This is a genomic window from Lentzea sp. HUAS TT2, from assembly GCF_051853195.1.
Lineage (GTDB): Bacteria > Actinomycetota > Actinomycetes > Mycobacteriales > Pseudonocardiaceae > Lentzea.
In genome coordinates this window covers 8,385,052-8,407,751 of sequence record NZ_CP196667.1, presented here as the reverse complement: position 1 = coordinate 8,407,751, position 22,700 = coordinate 8,385,052, and the positions used below count along the sequence as shown (strand labels likewise).

Here is a 22,700-nt window from a genome sequence, read left to right as displayed (position 1 = left end):
ACGTGTTCGAACTCCATGAGGGCCCTCGAAATACCAGGGTTGCGGGCGTGGACTGGGGACATGCGCACACCTGTTCCCGGGGGCCTCGCGTTCTTCCTGGGGTCGGCACTCGCGGCCGTCACGACGTCGCTGCTGGTCGCGGTCGGCGTCCGGAGCGAGCCGGTGCTGTCGGTCCTCGCGATGGTCGCCGTGGTCAACCTGGTCGCCGTGACCAGCAAGGCCTGGGCCGCACCGGCCACGGCGACGGTCTGCTGGTGCCTGCACTCGGGGTTCGTGCTCGGCAGGCTGGGCGAGCTGACGTTCACCGCCCGGTCCGGGCACGACGCGCTGGTGATCGCCGGCTGTGCGCTCGGCGCGGTCCTGCTGGTCTCGACTCTGCGGGCCGCGTCGGCGCCGTTGCACGAGCGCGAGCACGACGAGAACGTCCCGGTGATCCCGGAACAGCGGGCGCCACGCGCACTCACCCCGGCCGGCTGACACCGGTCGTTCCGCCGGTGTCAGGACGGTGACAGCCGGGTGTCCGGCCTGGTGGGGATGGTTCGAGCAACCAGCCACCAGCAAGGGAGCACGAGATGTCCGCGTTCACCACCCCGCAGCCGATCACCGCCACCCTGACCACCGCCGGCGCCCACGTGCGGATCACCGCGACCGAGCGGGCCGACACCGTGGTCCGCGTCGAACCCGTCGACAGCGCGAACGCCACGGACGTCCAGGTCGCGGAGAGGACGAAGGTCGACTTCTCCGACGGCGCGCTGGCCGTCAAGACGACCAAGTCCGGTGCCAGGAACGGCTCGGTGGCGATCTGGATCGAGCTGCCGGCCGGATCCGGGCTCGTCCTCAACACCGCGTGGACCGAGGTCCGGGCGGACGGGCCGCTCGGCGACTGCGAGGTCAACATCGGCTCGGGGCAGGTGCAGCTCGACCGCGTCACCGTGCTGAAGGGCAACCTCGGGTCCGGCGGGCTGACGGTCGGCCACGTCGCCGGGGACGTCGAGATCGAGGGCGGCTCGGCGGGCGTGCGGATCGGCGAGGCCGAGGGCTCCGTCAGGTACCAGGGCGTGTCGGGGAAGGTCTGGATCGGACACGCCCGCTCCGACGTCGACCTCGGCGGTGCGAGCGGCAGCTTCGACATCGGCCGCGCCGACAGCAGTGTCACCGCGAAGGCGGCCGACTGTCCGATCAGGATCGGGCAGGTCACGCGCGGCCAGGTGGAGCTGATGAACGCCTCCGGCGGCATCGAGGTCGGCGTCAGCGAGGGCACCGCCGTGCAGGTCGACGCGAAGAGCACGAAGGGACGGGTGCGCAGCTCCCTGCCGAGCCACGACAACGGCCAGGTCAAGGTCTACGCCCGCACCAGGCGCGACGACATCGTCATCCACCCGGCGGCCGCTTGAGCGTCAGCGATCTGCCGGCGACCCGTGGCAGGATCGGGCAGGTGCAGATCGGGATTCTGGGGCCTTTCGAAGTGCGCGCGGACGACGGCACGCTCGCGGACGTGCCGGGTGCACGGCTGCGAGGGCTGCTGGTCGCCCTCGCGCTCAGTCCCGGTCAGGTCGTCTCGAAGGCCGCGCTCGTCGACTGGATCTGGGGTGAGCACCCGCCCGCGGACGCGGCGAACGCGTTGCAGCGACTGGTGTCCCGGCTGCGCAAGGCCCTGCCGGGCATGGTCGTCGAGGCGCTGACCGACGGGTACCGCCTGGTGATCGCGCCCGACGCGGTGGACGCCGTGCGGTTCGAACGTGCCGGCGTCGACGCTCTGGGGTTGTGGCGCGGCCCGGCGATGCAGGACGTCGGCCTGCAGGACAGCGAGGCGTTCGAGGCGGCGGCGACGCGGCTGGAGGCGTTGCGGCTGACCGCGCTGGAGGACCGGTTCGAGGCCGGTGCGGGGCCGGAGCTGGCCGGCGAGCTGACCGACCTGGTGGCCGCGCATCCGTTGCGGGAGAAGCTGGTCGGCGCGCTGATGCGCTCCCTCGTCGCCGCCGGGCGCACCAGCGAGGCGCTCCAGGCGTACCAGCGGATGAGGGAGGCGCTCGCCGACGAACTGGGCGTCGATCCCTCTCCTGAACTCTCCGCGTTGCACGTCGCGTTGCTGCGGGGTGAGGTCGGGCGCAGGCAGGAGAACCGGAAGACCAACCTGCGGGCCGAGCTGACCAGCTACGTGGGCAAGGAGGTCGATGTCGCCGCGGTGCGCGACCTCGTCGCCGCTGGCCGGCTCACCACGCTGACCGGTCCTGGTGGCTCGGGAAAGACCAGGCTGGCGACGGAGACCGCGCGCACGCTCGTCGGCGACCTGCCGGACGGTGCGTGGATCGTCGAGCTCGCGGCCGTCGGCACCGGCGGCGACGTCGCCCAGGCCACGCTGTCCGGGCTCGGCCTGCGGGACGCGTTGCTCGGCGAGGCGCAGAACCTGGAGCCCGTGGAGCGGCTGGTCACCGCCATCCGCGACCGGGCGATGCTGCTGGTCCTGGACAACTGCGAGCACGTGATCGAGGCGGCGGCCGCACTCGCGCACCGCCTGCTGGGGGAGTGCCGCGAGTTGCGGATCCTCGCCACCAGCCGGGAACCGCTGGGCATCACCGGCGAGGCGCTGTGGCCGGTGGCGCCGCTGGAGAACGCCTCGGCCGTGCGGTTGCTGCGGGACCGAGCCGCGGCGGTGCGGGCGGACCTCGTGGTCGACGACCAGACGCTGGCGCGCGTCTGCCGGGTGCTGGACGGGATGCCGCTCGCGATCGAACTCGCCGCTGCCCGCCTGCGCACGATGTCCGTCGGCCAGCTCGCCGACCGGCTCGACGACAGGTTCCGGCTGCTGACCGGAGGCAGCCGCACCGCCCTGCCCCGGCACCGGACGTTGCGCGCGATGGTCGACTGGAGCTGGGAACTGCTCTCCGACGCCGAACGCGTGGTGCTGCGCCGGCTCTCGGTGTTCGCGGGCGGTGCCGGCCTCGACGCGGCGGAGAAGGTCTGCTCCGGCGATCTCGTCGACCCCTACGAGGTCCTCGACCTGCTCACCTCGCTGACCGAGAAGTCGTTGCTGGTCGCCTCCGGAGAGGGCGCGCCGCGGTACCGGATGCTCGGCACCATCAAGGAGTACGCCGCCCAGCGCCTCGGGGAAGCGGGGGAGACCGACCTCGCCCGCCAGGCGCATCTCTCCTGCTTCACCGAGCTCACCGAGACGGCGGAGCCCCACCTGCGCCGCGTCGAACAGCTGGACTGGCTCCGGATTCTCCGTGCGGACAACGACAACATCACTTCGGCGATGCGGGGTGCGCTCGCCGCCGGTGACGCGCACGGGGCGATGCGGCTCGCGGCGGCGTCCGGCTGGTACTGGTGGCTCATCGGGCACAAGGCCGAGGGCATGGAACTGATCACCGCGGCCATCGGCACTCCCGGCGAGGTTCCCGACGAGGTGCGGGCCTGGGTGTACGCGCTCACGTCGATGTTCATCACGTCCGGGCCGGGCGACGCGTCCGAGGCAGCCGAGTGGATCCACCGGGCCTACGAGTTCGGGCAGCGCGGCCGGCACCACCACCCGGCGTTGCGCCTCGTCGTCCCGCTGGAACGGATGCTGACCGAGCCGGACACCGCCCTGCCCGCGTGGGAGTCGTTGCTGCACGACGAGGATCCGTGGGTGCGGGCGTTGTCACGGCTGCACCTCGGCAAGATGGGGACCATGCTCGGCCGCGGTGGGGACGCGGAGGCGTACTTCGAGGAGTCCCTGGTCGAGTTCCGCGTGCTCGGCGAACGGTTCGGAACCTCGTTCGCGCAGACCGAGCTGGCGGACCGGATCGCGATGCGCGGCGAGTTCGCTGAAGCGTGCGAGCACTTCGAGCAGGCGATCGCCGCGGTCACCGAACTCGGCGCACTGGACGACGTCGTCCAGATGCGCGTGCGCCAGGCCCGCCTGCACTGGTTGATGGGCGACGAGGACGCCTGCGCGGCCGCGGTGGCGGAAGCGGGAAGCCGTGCCGAAGGGGTCACCTGGCCGGGCACGCTCGCCGCGCTGGCACTGGCGAAGTCCGAGCTGGCGCGGTGGAACGGCAACGCCGCCGAGGCGTGCGAACAACTCGGCATCGCGACGGACCTGCTGGGGGACGAGGCGTCGCAACCGCACATCCGTGCGGCCATCCACGACCTGCACGGCTACTTCGCCGAGGACCTGGCAGCGGCCCGCGAGCACCGCGCGGCGGAGTACGAGGCGGCCGCCGAGACCGGGCACGCACCGGTGATCGCGCGGTTGCTCGTCGGCGTCGCGGATCTCGCTGTGCGGCAAGGGGAACACGCGCAGGCGGCACGATTGCTCGGCGCGGCAGAGGCAGTGCTGGGCCTGGTCGACCGTTCCAACCCGGACACGACCCGGATCGAACGGGCCGTGCGAGCCCACCTCGGCTCCGGGTTCGACGCCACGGCGAGCGAAGGAGCTTCGGTCTCCTGGGAAGAACTGGTCGCCGTCACGCTGTGACAGTGCGGCGCCGGCCCGTGTCAGCGTCGTGTCAGCCCGGTGTCCGGCCTCTCGGCGAACGTGGTGGCATCACCCCACCACGAAGGGCAATCCGATGAGCCAGACGGTCTCCGTCCCGCAGGGCCTGCCTATGGAACGCGACGCGGGCCCGTTCGACCCGCCGAGCGAGATCACCCGCCTGCGGGAGGCGCGCCCGGTCAGCCCGATGGCGTTCCCGGACGGTCACGAGGGCTGGCTGGTCACCGGTTATGAGGCCGTGCGGCAGGTCATGGCCGACACGAGGTTCAGCTCGCGCCAGGACCTCGGCGTGATCCACGTGCCGTTCGAGACGCCGGGCATGCCAGGACCGGCCGAACCCTCCCCGCAGATGCCTGGTCTGTTCATCAGCATGGACCCGCCGGACCACACGCACCTGCGCCGCAAGCTCACCGGCGCGTTCACCGTGAAGCGGATGAAGCAGCTCGAAGAGGGCATCATCGCGATCACCGAGCAGCAGCTGGACGCGTTGGCCGCGTTGACGCCGCCGGTCGACCTGGTGCAGGAGTTCACGCTTCCGGTGCCGTCACTGGTGATCTGTGAACTGCTCGGCGTTCCGTACGCCGACCGCGAGACGTTCCAGTCGAACTCGTCGCGGTTCATGGAGCGCGACATCGCGCTGGAGGACAAGATCGCCGTGATCGGCGCGATGTTCGGCTACCTCGCCGAACTGGTCACCCGCAAGCGCGCCGAACCGGCCGACGACATCCTGTCCGACCTGGCCCGCGACGAGGACCTCACCATCGAGGACCTCACCGGCATGGCGTTCCTGCTGCTGCTCGCTGGTCACGAGACGACCGCGAACATGTTGGCGCTGGGCACTTTCGCCCTGCTGGAGCACCCCGAGCAGCTCGCCGAACTGCGGTCGAACCCGGCGCTGATGCCCGACGCGGTCGAGGAACTGATGCGCTACCTGTCCGTGGCCGACATCTTCTACCGCTACGCCACCGAGGAATTGGAACTGGACGGCGAGACGATCCCCGCCGGATCGACCGTCGTCGTCTCGTTGCTGGCCGCCAACCGCGACCCGCAGAAGTTCGAGCGGCCGGACTCGCTGGACGTGCACCGCAAGGTCCGCGGCCAGGTGGCGTTCGGGCACGGCATCCACCAGTGCCTCGGCCAGCAGCTCGCCCGCATCGAGATGCGCGCCGGTTTCGACGGACTGCTCCGCCGCCTCCCGGCGTTGCGGCTCGCCGTGCCGGCCGGTGAGGTGAGGCTCCGCACCAACATGAACATCTACGGCGTCCACGAGCTCCCGGTCACCTGGGCCTGAACATCGTCCACTCAGGAGAGAAGTCATGACTGCCTGGACCGGCATGCTCCCCGTCGACGACACCGAGCTGTACGTGCGCGACACCGGCGGCTCCGGCCGTCCCGTCGTGTACTTGAACGGCGCCTACGCCGACCAGTCCCACTGGAAGCGCGTCATCGCCGAACTCGGCACCGGGTACCGCCACATCACCTTCGACGAGCGGGCGCGTGGCAAGTCCCAGCGCTCCAGGGACTACACGTTCGTGGCGTGCCTGCGCGACCTCGACGCCGTCCTCGCCGCCCGGGGTGTGGAGAAGCCCCTGCTGGTCGGCTGGTCCTACGGCGGCGTCCTCGGCTGGCACTGGGCCGACCAGAACCCGGGCCGCGTCGCCGGCCTGGTCACCGTGGACGCCTTCCCCGTCGGCCTGACCGGTGAGGCGGGCCGCGAGCGGATCCGCAGGACGTTCCGCCAGTACCGGCTGCTGCTGCCGATCGGCGCGCTGTTCGGCATGGGCGCGCGGATGAGCGCCGGCGAGCACGCCGACGTCAACATCGAGCTCAACCAGATCGCGGCCGACAGCGTGCCCGTGCTGGAACGTCTCGCCTGCCCGGTCCGGTTCGTCGTGGCCACCGGTGACAGCCTCGGCAGTGAGGCGGGGGAGATGGAGGAGGGCAGGAAGGTCCTCGACCGCGTGCTCGCCGCCAACCCCCGGCTCAAGGTGAGCGCGAAGGTCCCCAGCAACCACAGCAAGATCCTGCGCAACGACTCCCCGGCCGTCGCTCAGGCCCTTCGCGAACTCGACGAGGTGCGTCATGGATGAGCGAGAAGACCTGCGTCGTCGTGCCGACGGCGGCGAGCAGGACGCGATCGACCAGTTGGTCGAGCTCGCGGGAGAGGCCGGTGACGTGGACGAGCTGCGGCGGCTGGCCGGCGCTGGCAGTTCCGACGCGGTGGACGTGCTGATCGAGCTCGCAGCGGAACGCGAGGACTTCGCGGAGTTGCGCAGGCTCGCCGACCTGGGCAACACCGATGCCGCGGACGTGCTCGCCGAACTGCAGTCCTAGCTTTCCCGCCAGTCGAAGTCCTGCCGCGGCTCGCCTGTCATCTCGGCGAGCTCGTCGGGGCTCGGCCACGGCGTGCTCATCTGCCCGCGCCTTGAACCGCGGGCTGGTGGTCCCAGTCGTCCGGGTGCGCAGGCTTGCCGAACAGGTAACCCTGGGCGTAGTCGCATCCCTCGCGGCGCAGCCACTCGGCCTGGTCCTGGGTCTCGACGCCCTCGGCGACCGTGCGGGCGCCGAGCACATCGGCCAGGTCGAGGACGCACCGCACGACACTCGCTGTGCGGCCCGTCTCGTCGAGCGCGCCGACGAACGACCTGTCTATCTTCACCACGTCGAACGGATAGCGCTGCAGGTAGCTCAGCGACGAGTAGCCCGTGCCGAAGTCGTCGAGGGCCACCTGGACCCCGGTGTCGCGCACGGCCATGAGTCCCTGCATCGCGGCCTCGTCCGCCCACACGGACTCCGTCACCTCCAGCGTCAGCTTCTCCGCCGGCAGGCTGGTCGACCGCAGCACACCGCGCAGCGATGTCACGAAGGCCGAGGACGAGAGCTGCCTCGTGGAGACGTTCACCGTGACGCCGAGCGCCCTGCCTTCGCGCGACCACCGCGTCCCCTGGGCACAGGCCGCTTCGAGCACCCGGTCACCGAGCGGAACGATCAGGCCCGTCTCCTCGGCGAGTCCGATGAACTCGTCCGGCCTCAGCAGGCCTCGATCGGGTCGTTGCCAGCGAACCAGGGCTTCGGCGCCGGTGACGCGGGAGGTCGCCAGCTCGATGATCGGCTGGTAGTGCACCACCATCTGGTCACCGTGCACGGCGGTGCGCAGGTCCGCCTTGTCGCGCTGCCGGGCCTGCACGCGCGCGCCGATCTCGTCCTGGAACACCTTCGCCCGTGCACCGCCCTCCTTCTTGGCGATGTACATCGCGGCATCGGCGTCGCGGAGCAACTCCGCCGCGGTGGTGCCGGGCGCGGAGACCGCGACGCCGATGCTCGCGCGGATCTCCCGTTCCGGTCCTGTCGTGAGTGCCGCCAGCATCCGGGTGGCCAGCCGAGCCGACTCGACCGTCCCGGATCGCGTTGCCAGCACGGCGAACTCGTCCCCGCCGAGCCTCGCCGCGGTCACCCCGTGCGGGATCACCTGGGCTGTCCGCCGGGCGAACTCCCGCAGGTACTCGTCCCCGGCGTCGTGCCCGTCGGCGTCGTTGACCTCCTTGAACTGGTCGAGGTCGACCACGAGCAGGCCGACCGGCTCCCCGGTGCCCAGCGCGGTTTCCATCAGGTGCAGGAAATGCGCGCGGCTGGCCAGCCCGGTCAGGTCGTCGTGCTCGGCGCGAAACCGCAGAGCGTCCTCCTGGCGGCGGCGCTCGCTGACGTCCACGGCGACCACCAGCGTCAGTTCCGGTCTCGACTCCTGCGGCACCGGCGCGGTGTGGATCTCGAAGACGTCGCCGTCGACGTTCAGTTCGACAGGGCCTGCGGCTCGGCCGCACTCCTCGCACCGCACCAAGTTCATCTGGTGGCGGCACTGCACCTCACGGGTGCCGTTGTGCTGCGTGAACATCGCCTGTGCCCTGGCGTTGCGCAGTATCGACGTGCCGGTGTCGTCCACGAGGAAGATGCCGACCGGGCTGGCGTCGATGACCGCGTGGACGGCCTGACGCGCGTCGCGCTCGTGCCGGGCCGCGCTCACGGTGGCGTGCAGGGCGGCAGAGCCGATGACCAGGCCGAGGAGTGGCAGGAGGCTCGCCATCAGGTTGTCGAGATCGACGTTCTCCGTGCGGACCGCAGTCAGGATCGACGTGAACTGGCCGGCGACGTAGCCGACCGGGGCGGGGATGGCCTTGACGAGAGCCCTGCTGCTCCCGCCGCTGAGCACTCTCCTGGTCACGACGCCGAACAGGAACGCGACGGCAGGCTGGGGCACGGGCAGAACGAGCACCGACCCGGCGAGCACCGCAGCCTCCGCGGCGGCGACGAACCACCGGTCGCCGCCGGCCCACTTCCAGGAGCACAACACGACGAGGAGCAGCAGGATCAGCGCGATCCTCGTGGCCGGGGCGGTCTCCGCGAGCACCAGCTGCGTGGCGAGGCCGATGCCGCCCAGCCAGGCGAAAACGTTGGTCAGCACCTTGACGTTCCGCAGAACACGGCCATGGGGAGGTTCAGCCACGTGCCCGCCGACCTGTTCGCGGGAGTCCCAGATCAACTCGCCCCAATCGCGTCCCGTCCTGAAACCGGAGGCGTGCTGCCGCCGGTCACGCCGATCAGAACATCCTGGTACGCGCGGGAGAGAACTCAACCGCCGTTCGGGGCGTCCTCGGACAGTCCCCGCCGATGATTCGATCGTCTGATCACCTACGGCAATCAGGGAATCACGTTCAGTCGGCCCGGGCGTGCGGTTTCACCTGTCTCGCGTGGCGGAAAGCGTTGCGCCACAACCATTTCAGCCGATCCGATTGGCCACGAATGGTCAACGTCGGTGATCACGGCGCTGAACGAGTTCTTTGGTGGACTTGGCATTACGCCGGAATTCTTCCTCGCTATCATCTGCGGTTGTGCCGATGTCCAGCTCCGATATGACCGGTGTGCTGCTTGAGCGGCGCTATCGGTTGGACGCGGTGTTCCTGCGTCGCGCCACCTCCACTGTGTACCGGGGCATGGACGTTCGTCTTGACAGAGCGATCGCCGTGGAGGTCCTGGACCCCTCGCTGCTGTCGGACCCGGCGGTCGTCGCCGGGTTCGAGCGTGAGGCGCGTGCCGCGGCACGGCTGCGCCACCCGGCCGTGGTGGCCGTGCACGACCAGTGCGTCGACGGTGACCAGGTCTTCGTGGTCATGGACCTGGTCGACGGCGGCACTCTCCGCGCTCTGCTGGCAGACCGCGGGAAGCTGGCACCCGCGGTCGCGTTGAGCGTGGTCGGCCCTGTGCTCTCCGCGCTGGGCGCCGCCCATCACGCCGGCCTGGTGCACGGCGACGTCAAGCCGGAGAACGTCGTCATCGGCAGCGGCGGCAAGGTGCAGGTCGCCGGCTTCGGCATGGTGCGCTCCAGGGCAGCCGGGGACTCCGCGATCTACTCCTCCCCGGAGAGGACGAACGGCGGCGTGCGTGATGCGCGCGGCGACGTCTACTCGGTGGGAATCCTGCTCTACGAAATGCTCGCGGGAGCGGCCCCTCGCCTCGGCGCCGGCGCCGCTGCCGTGCCGTCCATCGCGGGCGTGCCGCTCGCACTGGACAACCTGGTGCGCAGGGCGACCCGGCTGGACCCCGCGTTGCGCCCGGCGGACGCCGCGGTGTTCCTGGCGGAGCTGGAACGCGTCGGGGTCGAGGCGGGCCTGCAGCCCCAGCCGGTCCCCGTGCCCGGCACGCCGCCCGAGCAGGACCGCACGATCGTGATGCGCCCGGTGGCCGTGCCCACCGCAGAGACCCCGTCGTCGGCCGAGCGAACCCGGCCGGTGCGCAGGCGGGTGCAGGCACCGAGGCCGAAGAAGGACCTCGCCGAGGAGAAGAGGCGGCGCCGGCAACGTCGCATCGTGCTCTGGGCGAGCGCCGCGGTGGTGGCGGCGCTGGTCGCCGGCGGGTCGTGGTGGTGGCTGAGCGCGGGGACCCGCACGGTGGTGCCGCTGGTCAGCGGTCAGAGCGAGACGAACGCGATGGCACAGCTGCGGGACGCGTCGCTGAGCGCCCAGGTCGTCCGCGTGCCCAGCGACGCCGTGCCCAACGGCAACGTGCTGCGCACCGAGCCCGGCAACGGAACCGAGCTGGCGAAGGGGTCCTCGATCACGGTCTACGTGTCACGAGGCCGCCCGGTGGTGCCGTTCGTCAACGCCGGCCTCGACGTCGAGGCGGTGATCAAGGAGATCGACGGCGCCGGTCTCAAGGCGGTCAGGGACGAGGCCAAGAACAGCTACAGCGAGACCGTGGCGGCCGGCAAGGTGATCGGACTCGACCCGCGGCCGGGAACACCGCTGCCGATCGGCACTCCGGTGACGCTGGTGGTGAGCAAGGGACCGGCCCCGAAGAAGCCGCTGCCGAACGTGGCGGGCATGACCAAGGACGAGGCGATCGCCGAACTGCAGCGCAACGGGCTCCAGGGCGTCGAGGGACCGGCCGAGTTCTCCGCGACGGTCGACAAGGGCCGTGTCATCAGGACGGATCCGGCGGCGGGCGCCATGCTGGGTCCGGACCAGACCTCCGTGTCGCTCGTGCTGTCGAACGCGGTCACCATGCCCGAGGTGCGCGGTAAGGCCGTCAAGGACGCCCGAGCGGAGCTGCAGGCACTCGGTCTCCAGGTCACGGTTGCCTCGCCGAACGGTGAGGACGTGCCCTGTGCCGCCCAGTCGGTCGAGCCGGGTCAGCGCATCCCGGCGGGAACAGCGGTCACCGTCACCGGCGCCTGATCCCGTCGTCGACCTTCGCTGCCGGGAGCGCATCCAACCGCCGCACCGCGGTCGTACCTCGTGTGACATCCGTCCTCGACGAGGGGAACGACCTTGAGCACTCGGCTGATCCGCATCGCCTCCGTTGCCGTGGTCCTGGCAGCGGCCGCAGTCGGCGGGACCTCTCCCGCCATCGCCCAGCAGGCCTCGCAGGTTTCCGTGGTGCACGGAATCCCCGGCCAGCCCGTCGACGTGTACGTCAACGGCAAGAAGACGGTGGAGAACTTCCAGCCCGCCGCGGTCGCGGGCCCGCTCGAGCTCGCCGCCGGCACCTACGACGTGGCGCTGACCAAACCGGGCGAGCCCGTCGGCAGCGCCATCCTGCAGAACAAGACACTCGCCGTGCCCGCTGGTAAGAACCTCTCCGTCGCGGCGCACCTCGACGCGGCCGGGAAACCGGTGCTCAGCGCGTTCGCCAACGACACCGCGATGATCGCGGCCGGTCAGGCACGCCTGGTGGTGCGCCACATCGCGGCGGCCCCCGCGGTGGACGTGCGCGCGGGCGGCAAACCGGTCTTCACCGCTCTGACCAACCCCAACGAGGTGAAGGCCGATCTTCCGGCCGGCACGGTCAACGCCGATGTCGTGCTGGCGGGGACGACGACCGTGGCGATCGGTCCCAAGGACGTCGATCTGAAGGCCGGTACGTCGACCATCGTCTACGCCATCGGATCTGCTGAAGGCAAGACGCTCGGACTGGCCGCGCAAACCCTGTCCGGCCTGGGCGGGGCACCGACGGGGATGCCCGCCGGTCGCGGTCCGGTGGAGGACAACGCCGGCCTCGTGCCGTTGCTCCTTCTCGCGGGTCTCGCGTTGGCCGGTCTCGTCTTCGCCACCCGTCGCGCCGTGACGTACGGCGCGCGGTGAAGCGGTGGGCCGGGCTCGCGGCCGCAGCCCTCGTCGTCGTCGCCGCGCTGATCTTCTGGACCGCGGGCTCGGGTGCGGAGAACTTCGGCGAGAACGTCGTCCGCGATCTCGCGACCACGAGTCCGGCCCCGCCGTCCCCAACTGTTCCATCTGTTGCGGTGCAACAAGGACTGCCCGCCGTGCGCGTCCCGGTGAGACCGGTGCGGCTCTCCGTTCCCGCGATCGGGCTCCGCGCCTCCGTCGTCCCCACCGGGGTGGACGACAAGGGCGAGTTCTTCGTGCCTCCCAGCGTCGACGAGGTCGGGTGGTACCGCTTCGGCCCGGGTCTCGGTGAGACAGCCGGGTCAGTGGTGATCGGGGGACACGTCGACGACGCCGAATCCGGTCCGGGTGCCTTCTACCGGCTGCGGGATCTGACCGGTGGTGACCCGATCTCCGTCACCGGGGAGGACGGCTCGACCCGTGACTTCCGCGTGGTGGCCAAGGAACAGGTGCCGAAGAAGGGCCTCGACCTGACACCGTACTTCTCCACCGGGGGATCGGTGCGCCTCACGCTGTTCACGTGCGGCGGGCAGTTCGACGGCGCCGCGCGGTCCTATGTGGACAACATCATCGTGACCGCGGTGCCGGCCTGAGAGGCCCGGCTCGGCTGTCGTGCAGGGTGCCGCCTGCTCCGCCACGATGAAAACGAGTGAGCGAGAGGGGAATCCACGTGCTGTCGACAGCTCGGTCAGATACGAGGTCCGCCGTGGTGTGGCGGGTGGTTCTGGTGCTGCTCGCACTGGGGCAGGTCGTGAGCCCACTGGTCGTGTCGGCCTTGGGAGGCGGGGAGTTCCGGACCTCGGACCGTGCGGGTGAGCCTCCCATCGTTCCCGCCGGGTACGCCTTCTCCATCTGGGGCCTCGTGGAAGCGCTGTGCCTCGCCTACGCGGTCTGGGCGCTGTTCACCCGGACTCCAGGACGAGATGTGCGCGATCGGCTGGCCAAGCCGCTGTCCGTGGTGTTCGCCGGGTTCACGGTGTGGCTCGTCGCAGCTGAAGTCGAACCCGTGTGGTCGACGGTGGCCGTGTTCGTCGTGATGGTGATCGGGTTGCTCGCGGCGTTGCGGATCGCACTGGGCCATCGCGCGGAGATCGCGCGATGGCAACGAGCACCGCGCGTTCTGCTGTGGTCGACTCTGGGCGTCTACACCGGCTGGAGCAGTGTGGCGATCTGGGTCAACCTCACCACCGCCCTCACGGAGAGCGGCGCGCCGATCGACGGCACCGCCGGTGTGGCCGGCCAGGTCGCGATCCTGGCCGGTGCGACGGCGACCGCGGTGGTGTTGCTGTGGCGGACGGCCGGTCTCGTGTCGTACGGGATGGCCGTGGCGTGGGCACTGGTCGCTGTCGTGATCGCCACCGCCCAGGCACAGCAGCCCGTGCTGGCCGTCATCGCGGCTGTGGCGCTGGTGTGCGTCGGGGCGGCGACCGCGTTCTTCCGCCTGCGCCGTCCGGTTCTCGCGTGAGCGACAGGCCACAGTGGAACCAGCGAGCTGCTGACTCCACTGTGGCCTGTCGGATCAGTCCTTGGTGTCCGACGGCTTGCCCGCGAGCTCGCCGGCCTTGTCCTGGGCACTGGTGCCCTCGGACACGTGGTTCTTCGCGCGTGCGTTCTCCAGGGCCACGGTCTCCTCGACCGGGTCCGGCGACCACGTGCTGCCGGCGACCGGGTGCCCGGCCGAGCCGAGCTTGTTCATCTTCTTCGGCACCGACGCGCCCTGGTAGGCCAGCGGGATCGGGTGACCGTGCTCGTCCACCGGGCCCAGCGGCTGGTGGATCTCGATGAACTCGCCGTGCGGCAGACGCTTGATGATGCCGGTCTCGACACCGTGCTCGAGCACCTCACGGTCACCACGCTGCAGACCGATGCAGATCCGGTACGCCACGAAGTACGCGATCGGCGGCAGGACCAGCATGCCGATCCGGCCCATCCACGTCGTCAGGTTCAACGAGATGTCGAACTTGTAGGCGAAGATGTCGTTACCGCCCATGAGCAGCAGCACCATGAAGTACGTGATCGCCATCCACCCCAGCGCGGTGCGGACCGGGACGTCACGCGGGCGCTGCAGCAGGTTGTGATGCGCGTAGTCCTTGGTCATCTTCTTCTCGATCCACGGATACACCGCCGCGATCCCGGTCAGCAGCGGCAGACCCAGGATGAACGGCAGGAACGCACCGGGGATCGTGTAGTTGCCCAGGTAGAACTCCCACGCCGGCCAGATCCGCACCAGGCCGTCGGTCCAGCCCATGTACCAGTCCGGCTGCGAGCCCGCCGAGATCTGCGCGGGGTTGTACGGGCCGAAGTTCCAGATCGGGTTGATCTGGAACACCCCGCCCATGATCGCGATGACACCCACGACGATGGCGAAGAAGCCACCGCCCTTCGCCGCGAACACCGGCATGATCCGGACGCCGACGACGTTGGTCTCCTTGCGGCCCACACCCGGGAACTGCGTGTGCTTCTGGTACCACACCAGCGCCAGGTGCGCCGCGATCAGACCCAGGATGATCGCCGGGATGATCAGGATGTGCGCGGTGTAGAGCATCGGGATGATGTTCGTGCCCGGGAACTCCCCGCCGAACATCAACCAGTTGATCCACGTGCCCACCACCGGGAACGAGATCAACAGAGCCGCCATCACCCGCAGGCCCGTGCCGGAGAGCAGGTCGTCGGGCAGCGAGTAGCCGAGGAAGCCCTCGATCGCGCCCAGCATGAACAGCACGATGCCGATGACCCAGTTGATCTCACGCGGCTTGCGGAACGCACCGGTGAAGAAGATCCGGAACATGTGCACCACGATCGCCGCCATGAACAGCAACGCCGCCCAGTGGTGCACCTGACGCACGAACAGGCCACCCCGCGTCTCGAACGAGATGTCCAGCGTGGACGCGAACGCCCGCGACATCTCGATCCCGCGCAGGTTCTCGAACGACCCGTTGTAGGTGACCTCCGTCATCGACGGATCGAAGAACAACGCCAGATACGTACCCGACAGCAACAACACGATGAAGCTGTACAGCGCGATCTCACCGAGCAGGAACGACCAATGCGTCGGGAAGACCTTGTTCAGCTGTTTGCGCAGGCCAGAGGCCGCGTGAAACCGCTCGTCGGCAGCGTTGGCCGCCGCCCCTGCGACGCGCGCGGCCGCGTTGGCCGGCTTCGTCGGCGTGGTGATGGCACTCATGACTTCCGCTCCCAGAACGCCGGACCCACAGCCTCGATGAAGTCACTGCGGGCAACCAAGACTTCGTTCCGCCTATGACGGTAAGCGAGCACCAGGTCGATCGCTGGACAATGGACCGAACCGGTGCCGCCGGCTGAGAGACATCACGGTGCGGCCATGATGCCTCTCAGCCCAGGTTTCCTCGCAGCATGCTCGTTCCGTGCTCCTGCTGCCCCAGCCGTTGCGCCGAGACGTCGACCACGCGGTAGGTCGCCAGGTCCACACCGGGTGGTACCGGCAAGTCGACCTGCCCGCTTGTGAGCACACCGAGCGGGATCATGGTGGTCACCCCGTCGAAGAGCCACACCTGGTAAAGCCCTTCCGGTGCGGGCATTCCGTCGACGGAGACCCGCAGCACCGTGTGGCCGGCCGTGCGCACCACGCGCGCCGTGCCGTTCGCCGTGGCGGGAGCGGACGGGAGTCTGGCCAGGTCCGCCTGCACCAGCACCTGGTCCGCGACCGCGGAGCCGGACGTGGTGACGCGGTCGACGAGGATCGTTCCGGCCGAGCCGGCGATCGCGGCCACGGCGGCGACGGCCAGCAGCGGGCGCCATCCACGTGCGCGCCTCGAAGGCAGGACAGCGACTGGAGCGCTCTTCTGCCCTGTCTCCTCGGCGATGCGGAGCCAGACGTCCTCGGACGGCACGGGCAGGTCCCGTTCCGAGCGGGTCTCCCTCCCGACGCCCGCGATCTCGCGCAGCGAGACGAGTTCGGTGCGGCACACCGCGCAGGACCGCACGTGTTCCACAGTGGACTCGTCCGTGACCGGTTCGCCCAGGGCCATCAACGTGAGCAGCTCCGGGTCAGCGTGCGCCACCGTCCACCTCCCATCGCTGCCTCAGCCTGGCCATACCGCGGCGCAGGTGGCTCTTCACCGTGCCCAGGGGTATCCCCGTCGTCGTGGCGATCTGCTCGTGCGTGAGGTCATCGTAGAAGGCGAGCAGGAGAACCCGTTGTTGCTGGGGTGGCAGTTCACCGATCGCCTCCAGCATCACCAGTCTGTCGACCACGCGGTCCGGCCTCACCGGCTCGCCCGGCGCCGTGCCGCCGGTGCTGTGCAGGACCTTCACGACCTGCTCGTCACGTGTGCGCGAGCGCAGCACGTCGATCGCGCGTCGCCGAGCGATCGTGAGCAGCCAGACGAGCAGGCTGCCCTTGGCGGGATCGAAGCTCTCCCTGCCGTGCCAGGCCTTGATGAACGTCGCCTGCACGACGTCCTCGGCGTCCGCGCGCGACGGCAGGCTTGCCGCCGCCACGCGCAGAACAGCCGCGGCGTAGCGCTCGTAGACGGCACGAAGCGCACCTTCCTCGCCGGCGACGAAGGACTTGGTCGTCTCGTCGACGGTGTTGCTGGCGCCGGTCATCACGGTGACCACCGAAGGCAAGATCGCACCACCTGACCGAATCTAGGGCTCGCGGGCGGGGTTCGCTCAACGGGCGGGTGATGCCTCAGCGCAGCACCGGGTTGCCGTACCCGATGACGAGCCCCGGGGTGAACGCGGTGACACCGAACGTGCTGTTCAGCACCGATGCGGCACCGGCCGTGAGAGCGAGGGTGACACCTTGCGGTGTGGCGGCGCCGATGGTGAACAGGTCGGCGCGCTGCCGGAAGTTCACCAGGCCGGACAGCACTCCTCGGTTGAGGTCGATCGTGTAGTTGGTCAGGTACAGACGCGTGTGGCCTGCCTGCAGCACGAGCCCGCCGACGTGCTCGATCGTGCCGTCGGCCGGGTCGCCGACGATCGCGAAGCTGATCGCCGATCCCGTCCTGCCCGCGAAGACGGGCTTCACCTTGACCCCCAACGAGGTGAGCGCCGCCGCGGCGGCCGGGTCGAGGGTCAGGTCGGTGCGGCCCTTGAAGAAGTTGCCCCACGCCTTGCCGGTCGAGGCCGTCGCGGACATCGGGGCCGCGGTGGCCGGTGCGGCCATCACCGCGCCACCACCGAGGGTGATGCCGAAGGCGATCGCGGCGGCGATCATGCGGTTGCGCATGGAAGCACTCCTCATCCGTCGTGTGGAACTGGTCGAGGTGGGTACGACCGGCACCACCTCCGCGGATGCACCTGCCCGCAGATTTCGGAGTGATCGAGCAGACACGAACCCGATCGGCGTTCGCAGCGAATGAACTCGGAGAACGGAGGTCTCGTTGTGAACTCGCACCGAAACGAAAACCCCGTGCTGATCACCTCTGCCGCCCCGTCCTACCAGGACCAGCTCGCGGCACGGCGACGCCGGTACGCCCTGATGATGAGCCTGCGCATCCCGTGCGTCGTGCTGGCCGTGCTGTTCGCGCACATCTGGTGGCTCGCGCTCATCCTGATCCTGCTGTCGGTTCCGCTGCCGTGGATGGCGGTCCTCATCGCGAACGACCGGCCGCCGCGCAAGGCGGAGACACCGCAGCGCCTGCGTCGGACACGGCGCGCGCTGTCGGCGGGCGACGACGAGGAGGCGCGGTGATCGGCCTGACCGTGGTGGTGGGGTACGGAGATGCGGCTCTGGACGTGTTGCGGCACCTTCCGCTGCGCTTCGAAAGCCCCGACGTCGTGGTGGTGGACCAGGACGCGATAGCACTGACCGGCGCGTTGGCCAACGGTGCCAGGGTCGTGCGCGCTGACGGACGGGACATCTGCGCGTTGCGGCACGCGGGAACGGAGTTCGCGGCGCGGGTGGTCGTCGCGCTTCCGGACGACCTGGACGGACTGCAGGTCACGATGGCCGCGCGCAGTCTCAACCGGGCGGCGACCATCGTGGCGGCGGTCCGCGGCCCGCACAACCAGAGCCTGTTCACCAGGCTGGGCGCGGACGAGGTGTTCGTGCGGTCCAGATCAGCTTGACAGCCTGCGGTACAGCGCCGCGAACGGTTCCGCGACGGCGTCGATGGTGAACCGTTCGCGCACGGTCCGCTGCCCGGCCGCCGCGATCGGTGCGGTGGACGCACCGAGCCCCACGACCCGCGCCAGCCCTTCGCCCAGTGACGGCGCGGCCGACGTGTCGACGAGAAAACCGTTCTGCCCGTGGTCGACGTAACAGCTCAGACCACCGCGAAGCGGACCGACCGCGAGCAATCCGGCCTCCATCGCTTCGAGCACGGCGATGCCGAACTCCTCCTTCGCGCTGGCGCAGGCGTAGACGTGCGGTGCGCCCGAGGACGGTGTGGAGGCCGCCAGTTCGTGCTGGAGCAGCCGCACGTCGTGGTTCGACCAGGCCGGGAGGACGGCGAGCCGTCCCCGTGCGGAGGGTTCGGAGCGGGCCAGGCCGAGCACCTCGTCGAGCACCTTCTGCTCGTCCGGTGTCCGGTCGGTGGAGGAGCCGCCGATGATCACCAGCGACGTCGAGTGGTGCAGACCCGCCTCCAGCCAGGCGCGCACCAGCAACGGCTGCTGCTTCATCGGGTGCAACCGGCCCACGTTGAGCAGGACGGGCAGGCCCTCGGCGGAGCCGTCGAGACGGGGCAGCAGCGAGGGCCTGAACAACTCCCGCACCAGTGAACGACCGGTGGGCGGGGGCGACGGTGCGATGCCTTCCTCGAGCGCCTCCAGGGCCGCCGGGGTCAGCTGCGGGAAGTGGGTCAGCACCTCGTCCTGCTTGCCGCCGATGGTGATCACCTGGTCGGCGCGCTCGACGAGGTGGTCGGCGGTGCGCACGCGGTGCAGGTCGAACCGCAGGGACGTGAGGTCCTCGGTGTCCTCGGCGTAGCGCTCTGCCAGGTGGCGGTGGGGATCGGGTGTGACGGTGAACACGAGCTTCGCGCCGAGCAGACGTGCCGCGTCGGCCACGGCCAGAGAGCCGTCGTCGGAGTAGCGGACGTGCACGACGTCCGGCGACAGCCCGCACCGGGGCAGAAGTTTGGTGAGCCACCACGTGATCTCCGCTCGGTGACGCGCCATGTCCGGCTGGGCGAGCGCGACCGGCGAGTCGACCGGCACGCGCACCGTCCAGTGGTCGAGCGGACCGTTCCTCTTCACGGTGACCGTGGTCGGTTCCGGTGCGAGCACCACGGTGACCACGCGGCCGATGTCCGGTCGCGCGACCAGTGCCTCGGCCAGGGAGGAGAGGAAGACGGTGAGACCGCCGCTCGCGCCCTCGCCCGGTCTCGCGGTTCCGCCGATGAGCATCGACTGGGCGATGGTGGGTCCTGTCGCAGGTGGTGCGACCGGGAGCGAGATGTCGTCATGCAGAAGGTCGAGCATTAGTTTCTCATAAGGGGAGCGAGGATCCGCGTCGACGGGCACGCCCAACGCGTCCAGGTAGCGCCACAGGGCCGGCCCGGCGACGAGTTCGCGCGCCTCCTCGGGGTCGAGTGGCCTGAGGCGGTGCAGCCAGGCCGCGTCCACCAGCCACGCGCGCATCACCTCGTCCTCTGTGGACAGGATCGCACGGCGCAACTCGACTGCGGTGGCGTTCCCGCCGTGCACGCGCACGGTCGCCGGAACCTGTTCGCAGACCAGGGAGAAGGTGGTCGGACGCGGATCGCGCATCAGTGCGTCGACCAGGACGTGAGGGCTCTGCGCCACGGGGGCGTTCTCGGCCTGCCGGGATTCCAGTGCTCGCTGTACCTCTGGATGTGTCCGCACCTCTGGTGTTCGAACCGAGGTGGGTGTTCGGATCGAACAACTTCCAGTCATGTCAACAAGGAGGAGCCCGGTGCCGCGTTTCGTCGTTGTCAGCCCACCGTTCCTGTCACACGCCCGGCCCATGTCCGTGTTCGCGACGGCGTTGAGCACAGCGGGTGCCCAGGCGGTGACGTTCGCCTGCGGTGCCGAGTTCGCCGACCTCGCTCACGGTATCCCTTTCGCGGCAATGAGGACCACGCGTGACTCGAACAGCGGCGTTGCGGAAAGGACAGCGCAGGACGCGCGTTCGGCGCGCAACCTGAACGACTTCCTCGAAGCCACCAGGGGAGGTGCGGCTGCTGCACTGCTCGCGCAGACGCGGCGACGCAGAACAGAACTGCTCTCCGCGCCGGAGCAGGTGATGCGCGATGTCAGCGCGTTGCACGATCGCCTGCGGCCTGACTGGTACGTCGTCGACCAGATCGACTACGCCACCACTCTGGCCCTGCACGCGCTCGATCTTCCTTTTGTGTCATACGTGACAGGACATCCCACCTACCTCGTGTCGCGTTACGACCAGTTCTTCGGGCTGCCGCAGGTGTGGCCGTCCGCCGTGCGTCCGTCGCCGGAGGATCTCGCGGAACTGGCCGTGGAGGTGCGCCTGACCGACCGCGCTCTCACCGGCGCGTTTTCCGGTTTCCTGAAGGAGTTCGCGCCGGAGCGGCCGGTGCCGTCCCGTGCGTTCGCGCTGACCTCCTCCCGCGCCGCCGTGGTGAACTACCCGGAACTTCCTTGGCTGCCACCGTTGCCGGCGCACCAGCAGCAGATCTTCCTCGGCCACTGCACGACGCCCGAACAGCTCGACGACGTCTGGCTCGAGCGCGTGCGAGGCAGGCGGGTTCTCCTCGTCGCGCTCGGCACGTTCCTGTCCGCGCGCGACGACGTGCTGCGCACCGTCGTCCGCGGCGCCTTGAAGATCCCCGACCTGACGGTCGTGGTCGCTGCGGGAGGCCGTGTCGCCGAACTCGCTGACCTGGCAGGTGATCCACGCGTCGTCGTGGAGTCCGTCGTGCCTCAGCGCGCGTTGCTGCCGCACGTCGCCGCGATGGTTCACCACGGCGGCAACAACTCCTTCACCGAGTGTCTGCAGGCGGGGGTTCCCGCGCTGGTGCTGCCGTTCTCGAGCGACCAGTTCTGCATCGCTCACGACGCCGAGAGGACGCGCGCGGGCGTGTGTCTCGATCCCAACTCGGCCACACCCGAGGACGTGGCGGCGGCGTTGGGATCGTTGCTGGAGAAGACCGAACCGTTCGCAGGCCTGCGCGACGCGGTGCGCGCCGCGGGTCCGGACGTGGGCGCCGCACGACTGCTGGAGGTGCTGACGGACCGCCGGTGAGAGCGAGCCGGCTGCTCATTTCGGCACACGACCCAGGACATGGCGCAGTGCCTGCTCCAGATCCGGATGCCGGAACGTGTGCCCGGCCTTGGTCAGCACGGCGGGCCGGACCAGCTGGCTCGCCTCGGCCAGTTCCGCGGCACCCTGCTCCCCGAGCAGGAGCCGTGGGCCGAAGGAGGGGACCGGCAGCAGCGCGGGCCGGTGGAGCACCTTCGCGAGTGTGGTGGTGTAGGTGCTGTTGCGCACGGCTTCCGGGGCAACGGCGTTGACCGGTCCACTCAGCGACGTGTCGTAGAGCGCGCGGTGGTAGACGTCGACCAGGTCGTCCATGCCGATCCAGGACTGCCACATCCGCCCGTCGCCGAGCTTCCCGCCCAGACCGGCGGCGAACAACGGGTGGAAGATCCGCAGCGTGCCGCCGTCCGGGGACTGCACGAGTCCCGTGCGCACGGTCACGACCCGAACCCCGGCCGCCGCGGCGGGGGCGCTCGCGGCCTCCCAGTCCGCGACGAGGTCGGCGAGGAAACCCTCGCCGCGCTCGCTGTCCTCGGTGAGCTCCTCGTCACCGCGGTCGGCGCCGTAGAAGCCGATCGCGGACGCGCTGACGAACACCGGCACGCCGGTGGCCGCGGCGAGGTCGGCGAGCGCGCGGGTGGGTCCGATCCTGGAGGAGCGCATCGCGCGCCGGTGCGCGTCGGTGAACCTGCCCGCGATCGAGGCACCCGCGAGGTGGATCACAGCGTCCACACCGGCCAGGAGATCAGCGGCCGGGCGGTCCGGGTCCCAGCGCCGCTCGTCCTCGTGCGCGGGGGAGCGCCGCACCAGCTTGACCACCCGGTGGCCCGCAGTGCTCAGGAACGACCACAGCGCGTTGCCGACGAAGCCGCCGGCACCGGTGATCGCCACGGTCATCGGCCGGTCACCTGCCTCCCGCGCGGCAGCCTGCGCGGCGAGGTCGGCGGCGAGCTGGCGGTGCCGGTAGGCGAACATCGACCGCAGCAGCGCACCGGGCACCGGGGTGTCCACCCGGTCGGTCATCCGCGTCCGCTCGCCCTCGGCCTCGAACTCGTGGGTGTGCCGCCACCGCAGCGCCCAGCTCAGCGGCGCGGAGTCGAGCTCGTCGACGAACCGGTGCGGCGGCCGGTACTCGGTGTGCCGGGCGCCCCAGCGCAGCCCCAGCGGCAACCCCAGCACCGCGCGGCCTCCGTCGAGGGTGTCGGCCTCGCGCACCACTCCCACCGGCTGCCAGGGCGGCGAGAGCCGGTGGATCGCTCCCGGCCGCTCGTGCCAGGCGAACACCTCGTCCAGTGGCGCGTCGACGATGCTGGAGCAGATCAGGGACATGACTCAACGCTAAGTGCGCCGCATGGCGTTC

Annotated in this window: 20 protein-coding genes; 13 read left to right on the top strand and 7 right to left on the bottom strand. The window is 70.1% G+C overall.

The genetic code is table 11. The features are described 5' to 3' along the window. Window positions 1-60: 60 nt before the first annotated feature. The 6 genes from ACSHWB_RS39875 (at window position 61) to ACSHWB_RS39850 (ending at window position 6,811) form a co-directional block, all read left to right on the top strand. Window positions 61-477 carry a hypothetical protein gene (locus ACSHWB_RS39875; RefSeq protein WP_439658494.1) on the top strand — a complete coding sequence of 139 codons (417 nt, stop codon included), beginning with the start codon at window positions 61-63 and terminating at the stop codon, window positions 475-477. A gap of 95 nt (window positions 478-572) precedes the next feature. Further along, window positions 573-1,394 (top strand): DUF4097 family beta strand repeat-containing protein, encoded by an 822-nt coding sequence (locus tag ACSHWB_RS39870; RefSeq protein WP_439658493.1) that lies wholly within the window; start codon window positions 573-575, stop codon window positions 1,392-1,394. A 41-nt stretch (window positions 1,395-1,435) separates the two neighbouring features. Further along, window positions 1,436-4,459 (top strand): BTAD domain-containing putative transcriptional regulator, encoded by a 3,024-nt coding sequence (locus tag ACSHWB_RS39865; RefSeq protein WP_439658492.1) that lies wholly within the window; start codon window positions 1,436-1,438, stop codon window positions 4,457-4,459. Window positions 4,460-4,553: 94 nt separating this feature from the next. After that, complete coding sequence (locus ACSHWB_RS39860; RefSeq protein WP_439658491.1) at window positions 4,554-5,768, top strand: cytochrome P450; 1,215 nt, start codon at window positions 4,554-4,556, stop codon at window positions 5,766-5,768. A 25-nt stretch (window positions 5,769-5,793) separates the two neighbouring features. Then, the gene (locus tag ACSHWB_RS39855; protein WP_439658490.1) at window positions 5,794-6,567 is read left to right on the top strand and encodes an alpha/beta fold hydrolase; all 774 of its coding nucleotides are present in this window, start codon (window positions 5,794-5,796) and stop codon (window positions 6,565-6,567) included. After that, window positions 6,560-6,811 carry a hypothetical protein gene (locus ACSHWB_RS39850; RefSeq protein ID WP_439658489.1) on the top strand — a complete coding sequence of 84 codons (252 nt, stop codon included), beginning with the start codon at window positions 6,560-6,562 and terminating at the stop codon, window positions 6,809-6,811. The genes ACSHWB_RS39855 and ACSHWB_RS39850 overlap by 8 nt, the downstream gene beginning before the upstream one ends. 76 nt (window positions 6,812-6,887) lie before the next feature. Here ACSHWB_RS39850 and ACSHWB_RS39845 read toward each other — a convergent pair whose 3' ends face one another. After that, a complete protein-coding gene (locus tag ACSHWB_RS39845) occupies window positions 6,888-8,936 on the bottom strand; it encodes a putative bifunctional diguanylate cyclase/phosphodiesterase (RefSeq protein WP_439658488.1) in 2,049 nt (682 codons plus the stop codon). 433 nt (window positions 8,937-9,369) lie between these two features. On the opposite strand from ACSHWB_RS39845, the gene ACSHWB_RS39840 reads away from it, so the two are divergent. From ACSHWB_RS39840 to ACSHWB_RS39825, 4 genes are all read left to right on the top strand, one after another. After that, window positions 9,370-11,205: a PASTA domain-containing protein gene (locus ACSHWB_RS39840; protein WP_439658487.1), complete on the top strand. Its 1,836-nt coding sequence runs from the start codon at window positions 9,370-9,372 to the stop codon at window positions 11,203-11,205. A gap of 93 nt (window positions 11,206-11,298) precedes the next feature. Beyond that, complete coding sequence (locus tag ACSHWB_RS39835) at window positions 11,299-12,111, top strand: DUF4397 domain-containing protein (protein ID WP_439658486.1); 813 nt, start codon at window positions 11,299-11,301, stop codon at window positions 12,109-12,111. After that, window positions 12,108-12,746 carry a class F sortase gene (locus tag ACSHWB_RS39830; RefSeq protein WP_439658485.1) on the top strand — a complete coding sequence of 213 codons (639 nt, stop codon included), beginning with the start codon at window positions 12,108-12,110 and terminating at the stop codon, window positions 12,744-12,746. The genes ACSHWB_RS39835 and ACSHWB_RS39830 overlap by 4 nt, the downstream gene beginning before the upstream one ends. A gap of 56 nt (window positions 12,747-12,802) precedes the next feature. Then, window positions 12,803-13,618, top strand: a complete 816-nt coding sequence (locus ACSHWB_RS39825) for a hypothetical protein (protein WP_439658484.1) — start codon at window positions 12,803-12,805, stop codon at window positions 13,616-13,618. Window positions 13,619-13,672: 54 nt separating this feature from the next. Here ACSHWB_RS39825 and qcrB read toward each other — a convergent pair whose 3' ends face one another. The 4 genes from qcrB to ACSHWB_RS39805 all read right to left on the bottom strand — a co-directional run bounded on the left by qcrB (window position 13,673) and on the right by ACSHWB_RS39805 (window position 17,368). After that, on the bottom strand, window positions 13,673-15,337 hold the full coding sequence (qcrB, locus tag ACSHWB_RS39820) for a cytochrome bc1 complex cytochrome b subunit (RefSeq protein ID WP_439658483.1): 1,665 nt from the start codon (window positions 15,335-15,337) through the stop codon (window positions 13,673-13,675). A gap of 166 nt (window positions 15,338-15,503) precedes the next feature. Next, window positions 15,504-16,193, bottom strand: coding sequence for an anti-sigma factor (locus tag ACSHWB_RS39815; RefSeq protein WP_439658482.1), 690 nt, complete (start codon window positions 16,191-16,193; stop codon window positions 15,504-15,506). Continuing rightward, a complete protein-coding gene (locus ACSHWB_RS39810; protein ID WP_439658481.1) occupies window positions 16,180-16,752 on the bottom strand; it encodes an RNA polymerase sigma factor in 573 nt (190 codons plus the stop codon). Before ACSHWB_RS39810 ends, ACSHWB_RS39815 begins: the two co-directional genes overlap by 14 nt. 73 nt (window positions 16,753-16,825) lie before the next feature. After that, a complete protein-coding gene (locus ACSHWB_RS39805; RefSeq protein ID WP_439658480.1) occupies window positions 16,826-17,368 on the bottom strand; it encodes a hypothetical protein in 543 nt (180 codons plus the stop codon). Between the two features lie 129 nt (window positions 17,369-17,497). Between ACSHWB_RS39805 and ACSHWB_RS39800 the strand changes: the two genes are divergently transcribed. Both ACSHWB_RS39800 and ACSHWB_RS39795 read left to right on the top strand, forming a co-directional pair. Continuing rightward, on the top strand, window positions 17,498-17,833 hold the full coding sequence (locus tag ACSHWB_RS39800) for a DUF3099 domain-containing protein (protein ID WP_439658479.1): 336 nt from the start codon (window positions 17,498-17,500) through the stop codon (window positions 17,831-17,833). Then, window positions 17,830-18,210, top strand: a complete 381-nt coding sequence (locus ACSHWB_RS39795) for an NAD(P)-binding protein (RefSeq protein WP_439658478.1) — start codon at window positions 17,830-17,832, stop codon at window positions 18,208-18,210. The genes ACSHWB_RS39800 and ACSHWB_RS39795 overlap by 4 nt, the downstream gene beginning before the upstream one ends. On the opposite strand, the gene ACSHWB_RS39790 is transcribed toward ACSHWB_RS39795, so the two are convergent. Continuing rightward, window positions 18,202-19,890 (bottom strand): glycosyltransferase family 4 protein, encoded by a 1,689-nt coding sequence (locus tag ACSHWB_RS39790; RefSeq protein ID WP_439658477.1) that lies wholly within the window; start codon window positions 19,888-19,890, stop codon window positions 18,202-18,204. The two genes, ACSHWB_RS39795 and ACSHWB_RS39790, sit on opposite strands and share 9 nt — an antisense overlap. A gap of 130 nt (window positions 19,891-20,020) precedes the next feature. Here ACSHWB_RS39790 and ACSHWB_RS39785 point away from each other — a divergent pair, with 130 nt between their 5' ends. Further along, entirely contained in the window at window positions 20,021-21,325 is a 1,305-nt protein-coding gene (locus ACSHWB_RS39785) for a glycosyltransferase (protein WP_439658476.1), read from the top strand. Between the two features lie 15 nt (window positions 21,326-21,340). Here ACSHWB_RS39785 and ACSHWB_RS39780 read toward each other — a convergent pair whose 3' ends face one another. Beyond that, the gene (locus ACSHWB_RS39780; RefSeq protein WP_439658475.1) at window positions 21,341-22,669 is read right to left on the bottom strand and encodes a TIGR01777 family oxidoreductase; all 1,329 of its coding nucleotides are present in this window, start codon (window positions 22,667-22,669) and stop codon (window positions 21,341-21,343) included. Window positions 22,670-22,700: the final 31 nt, after the last annotated feature.

Coding starts and splice junctions, on each gene's coding strand:
- ACSHWB_RS39875 (WP_439658494.1), top strand. CDS start 61: ATGCGCACACCTGTTCCCGGGGGCCTCGCGTTCTTCCTGGGGTCGGCA.
- ACSHWB_RS39870 (WP_439658493.1), top strand. CDS start 573: ATGTCCGCGTTCACCACCCCGCAGCCGATCACCGCCACCCTGACCACC.
- ACSHWB_RS39860 (WP_439658491.1), top strand. CDS start 4,554: ATGAGCCAGACGGTCTCCGTCCCGCAGGGCCTGCCTATGGAACGCGAC.
- ACSHWB_RS39855 (WP_439658490.1), top strand. CDS start 5,794: ATGACTGCCTGGACCGGCATGCTCCCCGTCGACGACACCGAGCTGTAC.
- ACSHWB_RS39850 (WP_439658489.1), top strand. CDS start 6,560: ATGGATGAGCGAGAAGACCTGCGTCGTCGTGCCGACGGCGGCGAGCAG.
- ACSHWB_RS39840 (WP_439658487.1), top strand. CDS start 9,370: ATGTCCAGCTCCGATATGACCGGTGTGCTGCTTGAGCGGCGCTATCGG.
- qcrB (WP_439658483.1), bottom strand. CDS start 15,337: ATGAGTGCCATCACCACGCCGACGAAGCCGGCCAACGCGGCCGCGCGC.
- ACSHWB_RS39805 (WP_439658480.1), bottom strand. CDS start 17,368: ATGCGCAACCGCATGATCGCCGCCGCGATCGCCTTCGGCATCACCCTC.
- ACSHWB_RS39800 (WP_439658479.1), top strand. CDS start 17,498: ATGAACTCGGAGAACGGAGGTCTCGTTGTGAACTCGCACCGAAACGAA.
- ACSHWB_RS39780 (WP_439658475.1), bottom strand. CDS start 22,669: ATGTCCCTGATCTGCTCCAGCATCGTCGACGCGCCACTGGACGAGGTG.